At 42.2% G+C, this 16,320-nt stretch carries 9 protein-coding genes; 3 read left to right on the top strand and 6 right to left on the bottom strand.

The annotated features are described in order from the left end of the window. Positions 1-172: 172 nt before the first annotated feature. From uvrB to uvrC, 3 genes are all read left to right on the top strand, one after another. Entirely contained in the window at positions 173-2,281 is a 2,109-nt protein-coding gene (uvrB, locus tag EO114_RS01450; RefSeq protein WP_127061125.1) for an excinuclease ABC subunit UvrB, read from the top strand. A gap of 8 nt (positions 2,282-2,289) precedes the next feature. Then, complete coding sequence (gene uvrA / locus EO114_RS01445) at positions 2,290-5,154, top strand: excinuclease ABC subunit UvrA (protein ID WP_127061123.1); 2,865 nt, start codon at positions 2,290-2,292, stop codon at positions 5,152-5,154. Between the two features lie 68 nt (positions 5,155-5,222). After that, on the top strand, positions 5,223-7,037 hold the full coding sequence (gene uvrC, locus EO114_RS01440) for an excinuclease ABC subunit UvrC (protein ID WP_127061267.1): 1,815 nt from the start codon (positions 5,223-5,225) through the stop codon (positions 7,035-7,037). A 1,124-nt stretch (positions 7,038-8,161) separates the two neighbouring features. On the opposite strand, the gene EO114_RS01435 is transcribed toward uvrC, so the two are convergent. From EO114_RS01435 to aroF, 6 genes are all read right to left on the bottom strand, one after another. After that, positions 8,162-9,535, bottom strand: coding sequence for an amino acid permease (locus tag EO114_RS01435; protein ID WP_127061121.1), 1,374 nt, complete (start codon positions 9,533-9,535; stop codon positions 8,162-8,164). A 378-nt stretch (positions 9,536-9,913) separates the two neighbouring features. Then, positions 9,914-11,149 (bottom strand): shikimate kinase, encoded by a 1,236-nt coding sequence (locus EO114_RS01430; protein ID WP_127061119.1) that lies wholly within the window; start codon positions 11,147-11,149, stop codon positions 9,914-9,916. Beyond that, complete coding sequence (aroC, locus tag EO114_RS01425; RefSeq protein WP_127061117.1) at positions 11,150-12,274, bottom strand: chorismate synthase; 1,125 nt, start codon at positions 12,272-12,274, stop codon at positions 11,150-11,152. Between the two features lie 26 nt (positions 12,275-12,300). Further along, positions 12,301-13,566, bottom strand: coding sequence for a 3-phosphoshikimate 1-carboxyvinyltransferase (gene aroA / locus EO114_RS01420; RefSeq protein ID WP_127061115.1), 1,266 nt, complete (start codon positions 13,564-13,566; stop codon positions 12,301-12,303). A gap of 139 nt (positions 13,567-13,705) precedes the next feature. Beyond that, complete coding sequence (aroB, locus tag EO114_RS01415) at positions 13,706-14,761, bottom strand: 3-dehydroquinate synthase (RefSeq protein ID WP_127061113.1); 1,056 nt, start codon at positions 14,759-14,761, stop codon at positions 13,706-13,708. A gap of 9 nt (positions 14,762-14,770) precedes the next feature. Further along, positions 14,771-15,778 carry a 3-deoxy-7-phosphoheptulonate synthase gene (gene aroF / locus EO114_RS01410; RefSeq protein ID WP_127061111.1) on the bottom strand — a complete coding sequence of 336 codons (1,008 nt, stop codon included), beginning with the start codon at positions 15,776-15,778 and terminating at the stop codon, positions 14,771-14,773. Positions 15,779-16,320: the final 542 nt, after the last annotated feature.

Here is a 16,320-nt window from a genome sequence, read left to right as displayed (position 1 = left end):
TATAATGTCACAAAATCCTGCAGGGGTGGGAAAATTCTATGTGATTCTAGTATGCTATTGTATCGAACATACGATATAATATTTTCTGTATTCGTGATATAATATAGAAGTTACTAGATATAGATACAAGTGAATATTACTTGTTTACAGATAGAGAATATAAGGAGTGACTATGAGCGGATTGCATCATTTTCCTGAGGAAGGGATTCCTTTTCAAGTAGAGGCCCCCTATTCACCGATGGGTGACCAACCAAAGGCCATCCAGTCCTTGGCAGAGGGAATTGAACGAGGGGAATGGGCACAGGTATTACTAGGTGCTACAGGTACAGGAAAAACATATACCATGGCTAAACTCATCGAAGCCGTACAAAAGCCGACTTTGATCATTGCTCACAATAAGACATTAGCAGCCCAATTGGCCAGTGAGTTCAAAAGCTTTTTCCCTAAGAATGCAGTGGAATATTTCGTGTCTTATTACGATTATTACCAACCAGAGGCGTACATTGCCTCTACAGATACATACATTGAAAAAGATGCGTCCATCAATGAAGAAATCGATAAGCTGCGCCACTCGGCGACAATGAACTTATTTGAGCGGAAAGATGTAATCATCGTCGCATCTGTTAGTTGCATCTACGGCTTAGGGGATCCAGAGGACTATAGTACGCTCTGTGTATCCTTACGACAAGGTCAGGAATATAGCCGTGATGATATACTTCGTAAATTGGTATCTATCCAATACACTCGAAATGACATGAATTTCGTGAGGGGTACTTTCCGAGTACAAGGGGATACGTTGGAAATTTTTCCAGCTGGCACGAGTGAAAGAGCCATTCGTGTAGAAATGTTTGGCGATGAAATCGATCGTTTAGTGGAAATTGATGTGCTTACAGGGGATGTTATCGTAGAGCGGAAACACGTGGCCATTTATCCAGCCTCTCACTATGTAACGACGAAGGAAAAGTTAGACCTTGCCATCGGGCGTATCGAGACAGAATTGGCTGAACGTTTGACATACTTTAATGAAAATGGTCGTCTCTTAGAAGCACAACGATTGGAACAACGAACACGATATGACATTGAAATGATGCAGGAAATGGGCTATTGCTCAGGCATTGAAAACTACTCCCGGCTGTTGTCCAACCGCCAACCGGGGGAAGCGCCCATGACCCTCATCGACTATTTTACAGATGATTTCCTTATCATTATTGACGAATCCCATGTGACCTTGCCACAAATTCGTGCTATGTATAATGGTGATCAAGCGCGGAAACATAATTTGATCGACTACGGATTCCGCTTGCCATCGGCGGCGGATAATCGACCGTTAAAATTTGAAGAGTTTGTAGAGAGAATCAATCAAATTGTCTATGTATCTGCTACACCAGGGCCTTATGAGATGGAAGTACAGACCAATGTAGCAGAACAAATTATTCGTCCAACAGGTTTGCTAGATCCTATCATCGAAATCCGACCTATCAAAGGGCAGATGGACGATTTACTAGGAGAAATCAAAGACCGTGCAAAATCCGATGAACGGGTATTGGTCACTACATTGACGAAAAAAATGGCAGAAGACTTAACGAATTACCTAAAAGAAATGGGCATTCGAGTACGCTATTTACACTCCGACATTGCCACCATTGAGCGTGCCGATATCATTCGTGATTTACGGGCCGGTGTCTTTGATGTCCTCGTAGGGATTAACTTATTGCGAGAAGGCTTAGATATGCCAGAAGTGTCTTTAGTGGCTATCTTAGATGCCGATAAGGAAGGTTTCTTGCGCAGTGATACGTCCTTAATTCAGACCATAGGTCGTGCGGCTCGTAATGAAAAAGGGAAAGTTATTATGTATGCGGACCGCATTACGGGATCTATGCAACGAGCGATGGATGAAACAGAACGTCGTCGGGCTCTACAAGAGGCCTACAACACAGAGCATGGTATTACACCACGCACAGTGCGTAAGGAAGTGAAAGACTTAATTGAGTTGACCAAAGTAGAAGGCGAAGTGGCTGCTCCTAAAAAAGGTCGCAAGCCTAAAGCAGATAGTCCTGTGGTGTATGACAGTACAGCGCCGATAGAAGTGGTGGCAGAAAGAGGGCAACCACTTTCACAGAAACCGCAGTACGAAACGAAAGAAAATGTGTACAATGCCATTGAAGAGACTACACGCCTCATGAAAGCAGCGGCAAAACAATTAGAATTTGAACGAGCTGCAGAGTTGCGTGATGAATTGGGCAGATTGCGCCAAATTTGGTCAGACATGAATGAAGAATAGGAGTTATTTTGAAAGATCAATTAATTATTAAAGGAGCCCGTCAACATAATTTGAAGAATATTGACGTGGCTCTACCAAGAAATCAATTCATCGTATTAACAGGATTAAGTGGATCTGGTAAATCATCCCTAGCCTTTGATACGATTTATGCAGAAGGCCAACGGAGATATGTAGAGTCCTTATCTGCTTATGCTCGCCAGTTCTTAGGGCAAATGGATAAACCTGATGTAGATTACATTGAGGGGCTTTCACCGGCTATATCCATCGACCAAAAAACGACGAGCCGTAATCCTCGATCTACGGTGGGAACGGTGACAGAAATTTATGACTATTTGCGATTATTATTTGCTCGCATTGGTCGAGCTTACTGCCCTACTTGTGGAGAAGAGATTGCCCAACAGACTATTGAGCAAATAACAGACTTAGTCATGAAATTGCCGGAACGTACTAAGATTATGGTGATGGCACCAGTGGTGCGAGGTAAAAAAGGTCGCCATGAAAAAGTGTTGGAACAAATTCGTAAAAATGGATTTGCTCGCGTTCGCATCAATGGAGAGATTCATACCTTTGAGGACGAAATTAATTTAGATAAAAATAAGAAACACAATATTGAAATTGTTGTGGACCGTCTTGTTATTAAGGAAGGCTTAGAAAGCCGCTTAACGGATTCTTTGGAAACGGCCATTCATCATGGGGAAGGCTTTGTTATCATTCAAGAGGTAGACGGCCCAGCCCACCAATTCAGTGTTCATTTCACCTGTCCTAATGGTCACATTTCATTGCCAGAAATTGAACCTCGTATGTTTTCTTTCAACAGTCCTTTTGGTGCCTGTCCATCCTGTTTGGGATTAGGCAGTACCATGGAGGTAGATGAAGATCGTGTCATTCCAGATCCAACGGTTCCTTTTATAGATGGGGGAGTAGCCCCATTGAGTTCGAATCCTAATGCGTGGTTCATGCGTCAATTAGAGGGCTTGTTGAAAGCGCATGGATATACACTAGAAGCAAGTTTTTCAGAACTACCTACAGCCTTACAAAAAGAAATCATGTATGGTAGTACTGAGAAAGTGACTTTCGACTACGAAAATATGCGTGGAGAGGTAAAAACATTCCATACCGAATATGAAGGTATTTTGCCAATGGTGAAACGCCGTCATGCAGAGGCTACTACGGATAGCATGCGGGAAGAGTTCGAATCCTATATGTCTATTAAACCATGTACAGCTTGTAAGGGTGCTCGTTTGAAACCAGAATCCCTTGCCATCCGTGTAGGGGATAAAAATATAGATGAAGTGACACAGCTAACCATTAGTGAAGCGGTGGACTATTTTGGCAATCTACAGTTAACGGAACGAGAAGCTTTTATCGGGGCTCAAATTTTGAAAGAAATCAATGCTCGCTTAGGATTCCTGAACAATGTGGGCTTAGATTATTTGACGATGAACCGCAGTGCCGGCACCTTATCTGGTGGGGAAGCACAGCGCATTCGGCTAGCTACACAAATTGGTTCTGGCCTCGTTGGGGTCTTATACATTCTAGATGAACCGTCTATTGGATTGCATCAACGAGATAATGACCGCTTAATCGAAACACTGAAAGGCTTGCGTGACTTAGGAAATACCTTACTCGTAGTAGAACACGATGAAGATACGATGCTAGCAGCAGACTATTTGGTAGATATTGGACCTGCGGCAGGTGAACATGGTGGTCAAATCGTGGCGCAAGGTACAGTACCAGAGGTAATGGCTGTGAAAGAATCCATTACTGGTCAATATTTAAGTGGTCAAAAGTATATTCCATTACCAAAAGAACGGAGAAAACCAACAAAATCTTGTTTAGAGATTCGTGGAGCTAAAGAGAACAACCTACAACAAGTGAATGTGAAATTCCCTATCGGTTTATTTACTGTTGTAACCGGTGTGAGTGGATCTGGTAAATCTACATTAATCAACGAAATTTTATATAAAGGTGTAGCCAATGCACTGTACAGAAGTCATCATAAGGTAGGAGCCCATAAGGAGATTCGTGGTTTAGAGTATGTGGATAAAATCATCAATATTGACCAAAGTCCAATCGGTCGAACACCACGTTCTAATCCTGCTACCTATACAGGGGTCTTCGATGCGATCCGTGAGTTATATAGTCAAACTAATGAAGCGAAGATTCGGGGATACAAAGCAGGACGATTTAGCTTTAACGTCAAAGGCGGTCGCTGTGAAGCGTGTCGTGGCGATGGTATCATCAAAATTGAAATGCATTTCTTGCCAGATGTGTATGTACCGTGTGAGGTATGTAAAGGAGCTCGATATAATCGAGAAACGATGGAAGTGAAGTACAAAGGTAAAGGTATTGCCGATGTATTGGACATGGTTGTCGATGAAGCGGTAGACTTCTTTAGCGCTATTCCAAAAATTCACCGTAAATTGGTGACCTTACAAGAAGTGGGGTTAGGATATATTCGGTTAGGACAAGCGGCAACTACCTTGTCTGGTGGGGAAGCACAGCGTGTGAAACTAGCCACTGAACTGGCTCGGCGCAGTACAGGGAAAACTTTATATATCCTGGATGAGCCGACTACAGGCCTTCATGTGGAAGATATTCGTAAATTACTAGAAGTACTGCAAAAACTTACTGATGGTGGGGATACAGTAGTGGTGATTGAGCACAATTTAGATGTTATCAAAACAGCGGACCATATTATTGATTTAGGTCCAGAAGGTGGTTTCCGTGGCGGTACCATCGTGGGTACTGGCACGCCTGAGGAGATTGCTGCTTTACCTGAAAGTTATACGGGTAAATTCTTAGGTCCTGTATTAGAAAAAACAAGACACTATATGGAGCAACATCCTTTGATTGATGAGGAAACACTATGAATCCCATAGATCCACAGTTGCAAGCAGAAGAAGTGAATTTTAATCCCTCTAGTCAGAAAGATATGATGATGGGAGATTTAGAACAGCAAGCGTATATACTGGAAAAGGTCAGTCATCTACCTACCACGCCAGGGGTTTACTTATGGCGTGATAAGTATCAGCGTATCATCTATGTGGGAAAGGCCATCAACTTGCGCAATCGTGTGCGGTCCTATGTGCAACAAGATGTGAATCGCTCTGTGAAAGTAACCGCTATGATGCGTCGTGCGTGGGATGTGGAAACGATCCAAACGAAAACAGAAATGGAAGCTCTTATCCTAGAGGCGACTTTAATTAAGGAGCATCATCCGAAATATAATATTATGCTTCGTGATGACAAGACATATCCCTATGTAAAGATCACTGTGCAAGAGGACTTTCCACGACTCTTTATGACTCGTCGCTTAGAACGCGACGGAGCCAAGTATTTTGGACCTTTCACGGATGTCACAGCGGTACATCATGTACTGCGTATTTTGCGCTCCTATTATCCGCTGCGCACTTGTAAAAGTATGAAAGTAGAACGACCTTGCTTGCAATATCATATGCACTATTGTGAAGGTCCTTGCATGAAGTATGTAACGGTGGAGGCCTATCGTAAATATATCGATGACATTGTAGCCCTTTTTGAAGGAAAACAAGTCCAAGTCATCCAAGAGATTACGTCCAAGATGGAGCAAGCCTCAGAGGATCTGGAGTTTGAGTTAGCGGCAAAATACCGTGATGACTTGTTGAGTATCCAAAAGGTACAAGAAAAGCAACGCATGGTCACACAGCGAGGCGATATGGATGTACTAGGTATGGCCATCGATGGTCCAATGGCTTGTATTCAACTGTTTTTCATTCGCAGTGGTCGTTTATTGGGACGAGAAAATTACTTTGTCCAACATGAAGGGGATAGTCCAGATTTAGTGATGACGGAGTTCATCAAACAGTATTATGGAGGATCTACATTCATTCCTAAAGAACTGCTATTACCTATGGACAGTGTGGACCGTGAATTATTTAGTGAATGGTTCTCCTCTATGAAAGGTCAACAAGTGGACGTATCTGTACCACAGCGGGGTTATAAAAAAGACTTGATCAAGATGGCGGAGGAAAATGCTCAGAACTTCTTGGCAGAACGTCGTCGTCAGTGGCAATACACAATAGATAAGTCCGGTGGGGCTGTGAAAAAATTAGCAGAAGTACTCGACTTGCCAAGATTGCCAGAGCGTATGGAATGTTACGATATTTCTCATATGCAAGGGGCAGAAACGGTGGCATCCATGGTGGTCTTTGAAGGTGGAAAGCCAGCGAAACGAGAGTATCGTCGATTCAAGCTGAAAACAGTACAAGGGAAGCCTGATGATTTTGCGTCCATGGCGGAGATTATGGAACGGCGCTACGGTAATGAAAAAGATTGGCCTATGCCAGATTTAATTATTATTGATGGTGGTAAAGGTCAGTTAAATGCAGCATTACCAGTCATCCGTGCTATGGGTGTTACTGATGTACCTGTTATATCTTTGGCAAAACGAATCGAAGAAGTATTCGTCGAAGGGGAGTCAGAAAGTATTATTCTAGAACACCATACGCCAGAATTACAACTACTACAACAAATTCGTGACGAAGCCCATCGATTTGCTATTACCTACCATCGTAGATTGCGTGGAAAGCGGAACTTAGAATCTGTTCTCGACCATATTGAGGGGATCGGTCCGAAACGAAGAAAAGCGCTGTATAAGCACTTTGGTAATTTAGATGCCATGCGAGTGGCGGAGTTGGAAGAATTGGAAAGCGTTGAGGGAATGAACAAAAAAGCGGCGCTTGCTGTGTATGAGTTCTTTCGGCGTTTGAAATAATGGAAACGAGCAACACATTCCTCCACAAACTGATCCTACGGTAGGTTTGCTCCGGAATATGTTGCTCGTTTCTTGCATAGATTGATTTTGATGCCCTATGGAAAGAACTCATCCACAGGTGGGGCGCCGAGGAGAGAATGGATACTTGTTTCCCTATGAAGTCTGTGGCGTACGGGATTTAAGCTAGCAAAGGGAAGAGCACGGTATACCCCTCACAAACGGTATTTCATAATGTTTGTTCGGGGCACACCGTGCTCTTCTTGTGTTTGTTGTATTTAGGTAATAAAGAAACGCCACAGAGACGCTATCATTGGTAGTGTATCTTAAGGAATTGTTGCTCGTTTCTTACGTGGATTAATTTTGATACCACACGGAATGAACTCATCCACAGGTGGGCGTCACTTGTTTTGTTATGAAATCTTGTGGTGCTTGTTTATATAGCAAAGGAAACGAGCAACATATTCCTCCACAAACTGATACAGTGGTTAGGTTTGCTCCGGAACATGTTGCTCGTTTTTGGTGTTGTTTGATTTAGTCAATAAGGGCGCCGCAGGATCTTCTACGCTAGTGCTGCGTTCCTTATGGATAGATTATCTATTTTCTAAAAAAATATCTTTCAAAAGATAACGTTTTGCATAGTTTATGCTATAATGAAAATACAGAAGGGTCACCGACGTGAGTTGGGCTCATCTCTTCCTAACTATAGGAGGAGGTGGTACTATGACAAAGTTTGAAAAAATCTATTTAATGATTTTAATTTTAGACTTACTAGTACAAATCATTGATTTGTTCAAATAATTAATGATAACGCCTAACGACATAAGGTTTCCTAGACCTTAATACGTTAGGCGTATCTACTTTAGCACTTTTGAGATGAGCCTAACGCCTTCGACACGTTGGTGGCCCTTCTTTTTATTACATATAGTATACCATATTTTTATAGAAATTACAAAAATTGTTATGTATAACTCTCTGTTGCTATGAACGACATATGATATTGTTATAGTATACACATAAATGAATTTGTCAAAGCATAGTACAATCAAAAAGATCACGGTATTCTCCTCACAAATGATAAGTCATAGTATTTGGAGTACATCGTGATCTTTTTTTATGTTTTTGTATTAGTTATTGTTGCTTTCATCGTCATCGCTAGGTGCCAACATGGAGTAGAAGGCCCATAGTAGGATGAACCAGAATGGTGTAAACATGAGGGCGATGCGTGTGTCACTTTGCAATGCTAGTACGACCAAGATGAATAGGAAGAACGCTAGGATCAGGTAATTCATGAATGGGTACAGTGGCATTTTGAAAGTAGATTGCTTCGCCAGTTCTGGTCTTTGCTTACGATATTTGAGATGGCATACGACGATGATGGCCCAAATATAGATGAAGCAGAATGTGGAGATGGACGTAATCATGATGAATACGCTTTCAGGCATGACGTAGTTCAAGACTACGGTAAATAGTAAGGCCGCAGCGGAGAATAGTGTTGCCTGATATGGTACGGCATGGTTCGTCAATCGTTTCATTCGGCTCGGCGCATGTCCACGTTTGGATAATGCGTAGATCATACGGCTCGTGGAGAAGATGCCAGAGTTCGTAGCAGACGCCGCCGATGTTAAAACAACGAAGTTTACGATGCTCGCAGCAGCCAGGATACCCACTGCATTAAACACAGCCACGAAGGGACTAGAATTTGGGTCTACTGCAATCCATGGGTATATACTCATGATGATTGCAAGAGATCCGATATAGAATAGAATAATTCGCAATGGAATATTATTAATGGCCATAGGGATAACTTTTTTTGGATTTTCCGTTTCCCCAGCTGTGAGGCCTACTAGTTCAATGCCTGTGAAAGCAAATACTACCATTTGAAAGGAAAGTATAAAGCCCATGGTCCCATTTGGGAACCAACCGCCGTAATTCCATAGATTTTCAAAGGCAGCTGCACCAGCATTGGTAGTGAATCCTGTGAGGATCATGATAAGACCAATGATGATGAGTGATACGATGGCGATTACTTTTATTAAAGCGAACCAAAACTCCATTTCACCAAAGTGTTTTACCGCTGTCAAATTCATAACTAGTAATATGCCTAGTACGATGAGGGCCGGTATCCATTGTGGCATCCACGGTATCCAGTACTGCATGTACAAGCCGACCGCAGTTAAGTCCGCCATGGCCAGTGAAAGCCAACAGAACCAATAGGTCCAACCTGTAATGAAGGCCGCTCGGTCACCTAAATATTCTTCTACAAAGTCAATGAAAGAATGGTGATTCAAATTGGAAAGCAATAACTCTCCTAAAGCACGCATCATAAAGAAACAGATAATACCTGTAATTAGATACGTGAGGAGGATAGAGGGGCCCGCTAAACTAATAGATCGCCCAGAGCCGAGGAATAAACCTGTACCGATGGCACCGCCCATGGCTAATAATTGAACGTGGCGATTTTTAAGACCACGCTTTAACTCTTGTTGCGAGTCCGTCATAGTAAAACCTCCTTAAACAATATAAACTTTTATATTTGATAATAGTAAACTATTTTCTATAGAATGTCAATTAATGCTAGTGAATTACTATGGTTAGACAGTAAAAAGGCTTTCATGTGTTTCTAAGAAACACCTTTGAAAGCCGATTACGTGTATTTAATATCTTAGCGTATGCTTAAAAATGGATTACATTCTTTTATATAATCTCATAATTTTATATATTTTTTCTAGAGGATGTAGACAATAGCTTGTATATATATTGTAGTAGCATATATCCATCTATAAGAAACCTACCTGATACATGCAACTTTGAATCCCAATAGTGATGAGTAGATATAAGAAAAGAAAGACTGATACAGTATATATCTTAATAGCAAGTTATACTAGATTGCTATGGAAGTCCTCTAGGATGCGTTGAGCCACGCTTTCAGGAGTACCAGTGTTCAGAACTTGTGCTTGACAGAATCGTGTATATAGGGGAGCCCGTACTGTGTACAATTGTTGTAATCGTTCTATGCCACCAGAGGAGAGGATACGTCCTGTTGTATCTAATTCTTCTAAAGGACGATAAATTTCATAGATTCGTCCATTTTGTCTTAAGGGAGCAAAGTTCTCTGGTGTGGTGACAGCACCGCCACCAGTGGAGATGATAAGACCTGTCTGCTTTCCTATGTCACTGATGATATTAGATTCTACTGTGCGAAAGGCAGCTTCACCGTGCGTTAAAATATAATCACTAATGGAACCGACTTCCTCTATTATGCGGCTATCGATATCTACTAGTGGTCTTCCTGTTAGGTTGGCTAAGGCTTTGCCAATGGTACTTTTACCAGACCCAGGCATACCAATTAAAATAATATTTTCTTGATCTTGTCGAAATTGTTTGTATAGGTCTGAAAGGATACTTTCATCATAGGTGCGATGTAAAAATAAAGCACTCGCCGCAATGGCTTGGGACAATAAGAAGATGAGCCCATTCACATGAGGAATGCCGAGAGATTTCGCTTCTAACAAAATACCTGTACGATGGGGATTGTACACCAAGTCGATAACACCTTCTAAGTGAGTAAAAGGGGCTAATTGAATGCTTTGGTCAGGACAATAAGGATACATACCAACTGGAGTACAGTTGATAATTATCTGTGCTCGTTCATAAAATTGTGCAATGTGCCCATATGTAGGAAAGCGATGGCGGCTGATATGGGTAATAGAGGCGGCGCCTAATCTTTCTAATGCCACATGCACTGTATTGGACGAGGCTCCATCACCTAAAATTAAACAATGCTTATTTGTCACTTCTATGCTAGACCAATCCAAGGTGGCTAGGAAGCCATCATAGTCCGTATTGGTCCCATACCAAGAACCATCTGCTTGGCGCACCATAGTGTTGACACAACCAATTGCTTTTGCAATATCACTGATGTGATGACAAGCCTGTAAGGCATTGATTTTATAGGGAATGGTAATATTTAAGCCTTGTAATTCAGAACGATTAAAAAAATCTTGTAGTTGGTCTGGTTCCATTTCAAATATGTCATAGGATGTATTTCCTAAGGCTTGATGAATCATGGGGGAGTAGGTGTGGCCCAAGGTGCGGCCTAATAATCCAAACATTTACACCTCCAACGTACGATGACTGAAATGACGGAATACATGTGGATCATGTTCTAGTACAAAATCTAAGAGGACAAGAGCCGTTAGAGCTTCTACTACAGGAACGGCACGTAGCGCTACGCAAGGGTCATGGCGACCTTGAATTTGTAATACTTCAGCACTATGGTTACTGAGGGATACTGAGTTTTGCTCATGATAAATGGACGGTGTGGGCTTAATCCCTACTTGCATCACAAGGGGCATACCGTTGGTAATACCACCTTGGATGCCACCGCTGTTATTGTTTTTGGTACGAACACCTTCATCAGTGATGATGAAAGGATCGTTTTGCTCACTTCCACGGGATGCACAGCCAGGGAAACCAGACCCAAAGGAAATGCCTTTCACTGCAGGCATGCCGAACAGCGTAGCGCCTAAGCGATTTTCAATACCATCATAATTGGGATTCCCCATGCCAACAGGTAAACCTGTGGCAAATACTTCTACGATGCCACCAGTGGAATCGCCCGATGTTTTTAACTCCAATACAAGTTGCTCTGCTGTATGACGTTGCACAGGGTCTAACATAGGAATCGCTTCAGTGCTGATACTAGCGAGCTTGTCCATAGGTGGGTTAGTATAATCGATAGATGTATCTGGGACAGTGCCAACTTGTGCTAAGTGTGCACGCACATGAATGCCGATGGATTCTAATAGTTGTATAGCAATGCCACCAGCTACGCAAACAGGGGCTGTTATGCGAGCAGAGAAATGACCGCCCCCACGCATATCCACATACTCACCATAGCGCATGCGAGCGGTGTAATCTGCATGAGATGGGCGTGGCACATCTCGTAGGTTATCGTAATCCCCACTTCGTTGTGATGTATTTTTAATTGTGAAAGCCAAAGGAGAACCGCTCAGTCTTCCTTGTACGATGCCTGATTGAAACTCAGGGATATCTGCTTCTTTTCTTTGTGTTTGTAATTGATGTTGCCCTGGAGCTCGTCGTTTTAGAAAGGCTTGCAAGGTTTCTAGATTGACAGGAAATCCACAAGGAAGTCCGTCTACAACTCCGCCAATAGCTTGACCGTGAGAGGCACCGAAGGTGGAGACTTTCACAGTACGACCGAAATAGGATGCCATAATTACTCCTTACTTGTTAAATACATTTATATAGTATGTGTCTGCCCACCTAATCGTTTCCAGTCTTCAAAAAAGTGAGGATACGACTTACTGATGGCTTCACTGTCTTGCAAGATTATAGGGGAGGTAGCGATGAGTGCGTTTAAGGCACCAGCCATGACGAGGCGATGGTCATTCACACAGTCTACAGTGCCACCATCAAGCGTACCTGTTCCTGTAATATACAGGTTATCCCTTTCCATGCGCACGATACCACCAGAATCACGAACAAGTTGTGCCACCGCTGCTAAACGATCTGACTCTTTCAATCGAAGGCGAGCTCCATTGATGAAAGTAGATTCTTCTTCTATGGAGCAAGCTAAGCTAGATAAAATAGGTAACAAATCTGGCATTTGTTCTAAATTTACATGGATTGGCTTATGTGCTTTGCCAGTGATCGTGATAGTAGATCCATTCCACGTACAAGTGACACCAGCGCTTTCTAAAATGGAAAGAATCCGTTTATCTGCTTGTACAGAATCAGGACGTAAACCTGTGACAGAAATAGATTGTCCTGTCATAGCGGCTGCTACTAGCCAAATGGCACCATTAGACCAATCTCCCTCGATTTGATATTGCTCATTGCCGTGGAAGTGTTGCTTCTCCTCGATAGTAAAACTTGGATATCCTTCCTCCGTGGAAACTTCTGTTACGTGTACACCAAAGTCTTTCATCGTTTCTATGGTTAATGTTACATAGTCTTTCGATTGTAAGGAACTGGTGCAATTCACGGTGGTGTGCCCCAGTTGTGGTGCCGCTAGAAGAAGGCCGGAGAAGAATTGAGAACTTACGGTTCCCGTCATGGAGAAGGTACCACTTTGTAATTTCCCTGACATAGTGAAAGGCGGTGCTTCTTGTGAAAAGGACACTCCATGTGCTTTCATTTCGCTCAGTAATGGTTCTAGTGGACGTTCAGGTAAACGCCCTTTGGCGTCTACTTTTACAGTATCACAGATAGTGGCGGACACTGGTAAGAGTAAGCGTAAGGTTGTGCCTGATTCGTGTGGTAATACGTGCCCAATAGAAGGGGGAGGCCCCGGAGTGATATGAGCCACACCCTGTTCATAGGTTATTTTGCTACCAAGGGATCGCAAGGAATCCATGGTAGCATCAATGTCCTTGGAAGAGTGGGAAATTAGAATCGAGCTAGGACTCGTGGCAAGGGCCGCTGAGATAAGTGCCCGATGAGCATGGGCTTTAGCCGGTATGGCTGGGATTGTGCCACATAAGGGCATATTAGAAACATGTTGCATAGGAATCCTTTCTAGTATTCTTACCATAACCACTGGGAAGTGCTATAAGGATACTGATAAAAGGTAAATATAGAATCTGTTTAGTTTACATTTAAATAATATTGTTATACGTAATAGATATACAGAATAGAAATGGTAGTTATATTCTACAGTAGTTAGCCAATTCAGAGAAGGTAACTTTTTTTAGCACCGATGTGCCATACCCTGTAGGAACTACGATGGTAATGGAAGAGCCAGAGGCTTTTTTATCGTGACTAGCTTCTTCTAAGATTACATCTTTTGGTATCGTCGTTGTGGTGGGTAATTCATGGGCTATTAGCAACTGTTCAATACTAGAAACAATGGTGGGATCTAGCTCTTCGTTGGCTACTGCACCTTTTGCCATGATGAGGAGTCCCAAAGCAACGGCATTGCCGTGCGGGATAGCGAAAGCACTACCGTGCTCGATACCATGTCCAAAGGTATGACCTAAGTTCAATGTCGCACGAAGGCCGCTTTCCTTTTCATCTACTTCCACCACATGGGCTTTGATGCGTACACATTGAGTGATGATAGTATCTACATCTTCTGGATGTTGTAAGATCGGTCGTTCTCGAAGTTGATCTAGTAACTCTGGATGGTCTAAGAAACCATATTTGATGATTTCCCCACATCCATTAATCCATTCCTCTTTAGGTAAGGTAGAAAGTGTTTCTGGATCACAGAGAACGAGGATAGGTTGTTTAAAAGCACCCCATAAATTTTTACCACACTCTAGGTTAACAGCTGTTTTACCGCCTACGGAGGAATCGACAGCAGCCAACAGTGACGTAGGTACTTGTACATAATCGATACCCCGTAAGTAGGTGGCAGCAGCAAATCCAGCTAGGTCTCCGACGACGCCACCACCTAAAGCAATAATGAGGTCTTTCCGAGTCAATTTTGCATTTCCTAATGTTTCTACTAGATCTATGAGACGATAGCCGTTCTTTTCACTTTCACCATGAGGAAACGTGTAGGTATGAACGGTGTAACCTGCCTGTTGTAGGGAATCTGAAACAGTAGAAGCATAGAGGGGGCCCACATTGTCATCAGTAACAATCATGACGGAACAAGCAGCTTTGATGGAGTGTAAGTACTTACCAATGTGAGGCAAGCTATTCCGCTCGATAATCACATCGTAAGAAGTGGAGGCTTGAATATGAATTGTATCCATAGGAGTGACCTATTTATGACCTAATGCGTCACGAAGTGTGAACACTTGGTTTGCCAAAGTAGCGAATTGCTCTGGGCGTAAGGATTGAGGACCATCACACAGTGCTTTTTCTGGATTGTTGTGAACTTCAATCATTAAACCATCAGCACCGCCACCAACGGAGGCTAAGGACAAGGAGGGAACCACACGGCTCATACCTGCTGCATGGCTTGGGTCCATAATGATTGGCAAGTGGGATAACTCGTGCATCATTGGAATAGCAGTGACATCCAATGTGTTACGAGTGCGTGTTTCGAATGTACGAATACCACGTTCGCAAAGAACGATTTGTTCGTTACCTTCGCTCATGATGTATTCTGCAGCCATTAACCATTCTTCGTATGTAGCACATAGCCCACGTTTTAATAAAATTGGTTTTCTTAATTTGCCGACTTCTTTTAAAAGGTTGAAGTTTTGCATATTGCGGGCACCGATTTGCAGCATATCTACATTGTCGAAGTATTCTAATTGAGAAATATCCATGACTTCTGACACAATAGGTAGACCAGTTTCTTTTTTAGCTTCTTCTAATAAGGCTAAACCACTTGGTCCCATGCCTTGGAAAGAGTATGGAGAAGTACGAGGTTTGAAAGCGCCACCACGAAGAATGCCAGCACCAGCTGCTTTCACAGCCTTTGCTACTTCGATGACTTGTTCTGGTGTTTCTACAGAACAAGGGCCTGCGATGATAGCAAAGTGACCGCCACCGATTTTTGCATTTCCTACAGTAACCACCGTATCTTGAGGATGGAATTTACGATTTGCTTTTTTGAAAGGCTCTTGGATACGCATAACCTTTTCAACGTATGGAAGGGATTCAATGGTGCGTAAATCGACACGGGATGTATCGCCGATCAAACCGATGATATCTTGTTGTTCTCCATGTACTGGATGTAATGTAACGCCAGTGGCTTCTAACTGTTGACGTAGTTCTGCAATTTGTGCTTCAGTTGCTGTAGTGTGTAATCGAATAATCATAAGGTCCTCCTAAAATCTTAACATCTATAGGTATTTGTGAGTGGTGGTATAGGAAGATATATAAAAAGGGCTACCCGCCTATACCTAGTACGGGTAGCCCTTACCACTATTTAAAGCCACTCAGTGATGATACCTAAATTAGCGTAGCTCAAATAGTTCTTTACCCGTAGTTTGGATAAAGAACCAAAAAAATGTATTTGCATTTGTTGTAGCTAAATTGGCTTGCTTCATCATTGTAGTGACTCCTTTCTTTCAATAATTGCGTTTAGTATACTCCATTCATTTAAGTTTGGCAAGAAAAAATTCAAATTGACTCAAAATTGGGCTCAAATGAAAAAAAGATTCTCAACAGCAATAAGAATTAAATATTCTTATTATTTCAGCATGAAAGATTTATGATAATTTTATCAACTATAACTAATTGTCATAGTAATGCTTTACTATATAAAGTATGCATAATAGAGTATTTATAGGTATATAAGTATGTACGAAGTACAAATAACAATGTATAATGATGGTAGTTTGTTGATATCTATTATTGA

This window comes from Veillonella sp. 3627, assembly GCF_003992195.1.
GTDB lineage: Bacteria > Bacillota > Negativicutes > Veillonellales > Veillonellaceae > F0422.
The sequence above is the reverse complement of the archived record's forward strand: the minus strand, read 5'-3'. Positions and strand labels throughout refer to the sequence as shown.

Excerpts from the sequence above, each read along its gene's own strand:
- uvrB (WP_127061125.1), top strand. The coding sequence starts at position 173 with ATGAGCGGATTGCATCATTTTCCTGAGGAAGGGATTCCTTTTCAAGTA.
- uvrC (WP_127061267.1), top strand. The coding sequence starts at position 5,223 with ATGGGAGATTTAGAACAGCAAGCGTATATACTGGAAAAGGTCAGTCAT.
- EO114_RS01435 (WP_127061121.1), bottom strand. The coding sequence starts at position 9,535 with ATGACGGACTCGCAACAAGAGTTAAAGCGTGGTCTTAAAAATCGCCAC.
- EO114_RS01430 (WP_127061119.1), bottom strand. The coding sequence starts at position 11,149 with ATGTTTGGATTATTAGGCCGCACCTTGGGCCACACCTACTCCCCCATG.
- aroC (WP_127061117.1), bottom strand. The coding sequence starts at position 12,274 with ATGGCATCCTATTTCGGTCGTACTGTGAAAGTCTCCACCTTCGGTGCC.
- aroA (WP_127061115.1), bottom strand. The coding sequence starts at position 13,566 with ATGCAACATGTTTCTAATATGCCCTTATGTGGCACAATCCCAGCCATA.
- aroB (WP_127061113.1), bottom strand. The coding sequence starts at position 14,761 with ATGGATACAATTCATATTCAAGCCTCCACTTCTTACGATGTGATTATC.
- aroF (WP_127061111.1), bottom strand. The coding sequence starts at position 15,778 with ATGATTATTCGATTACACACTACAGCAACTGAAGCACAAATTGCAGAA.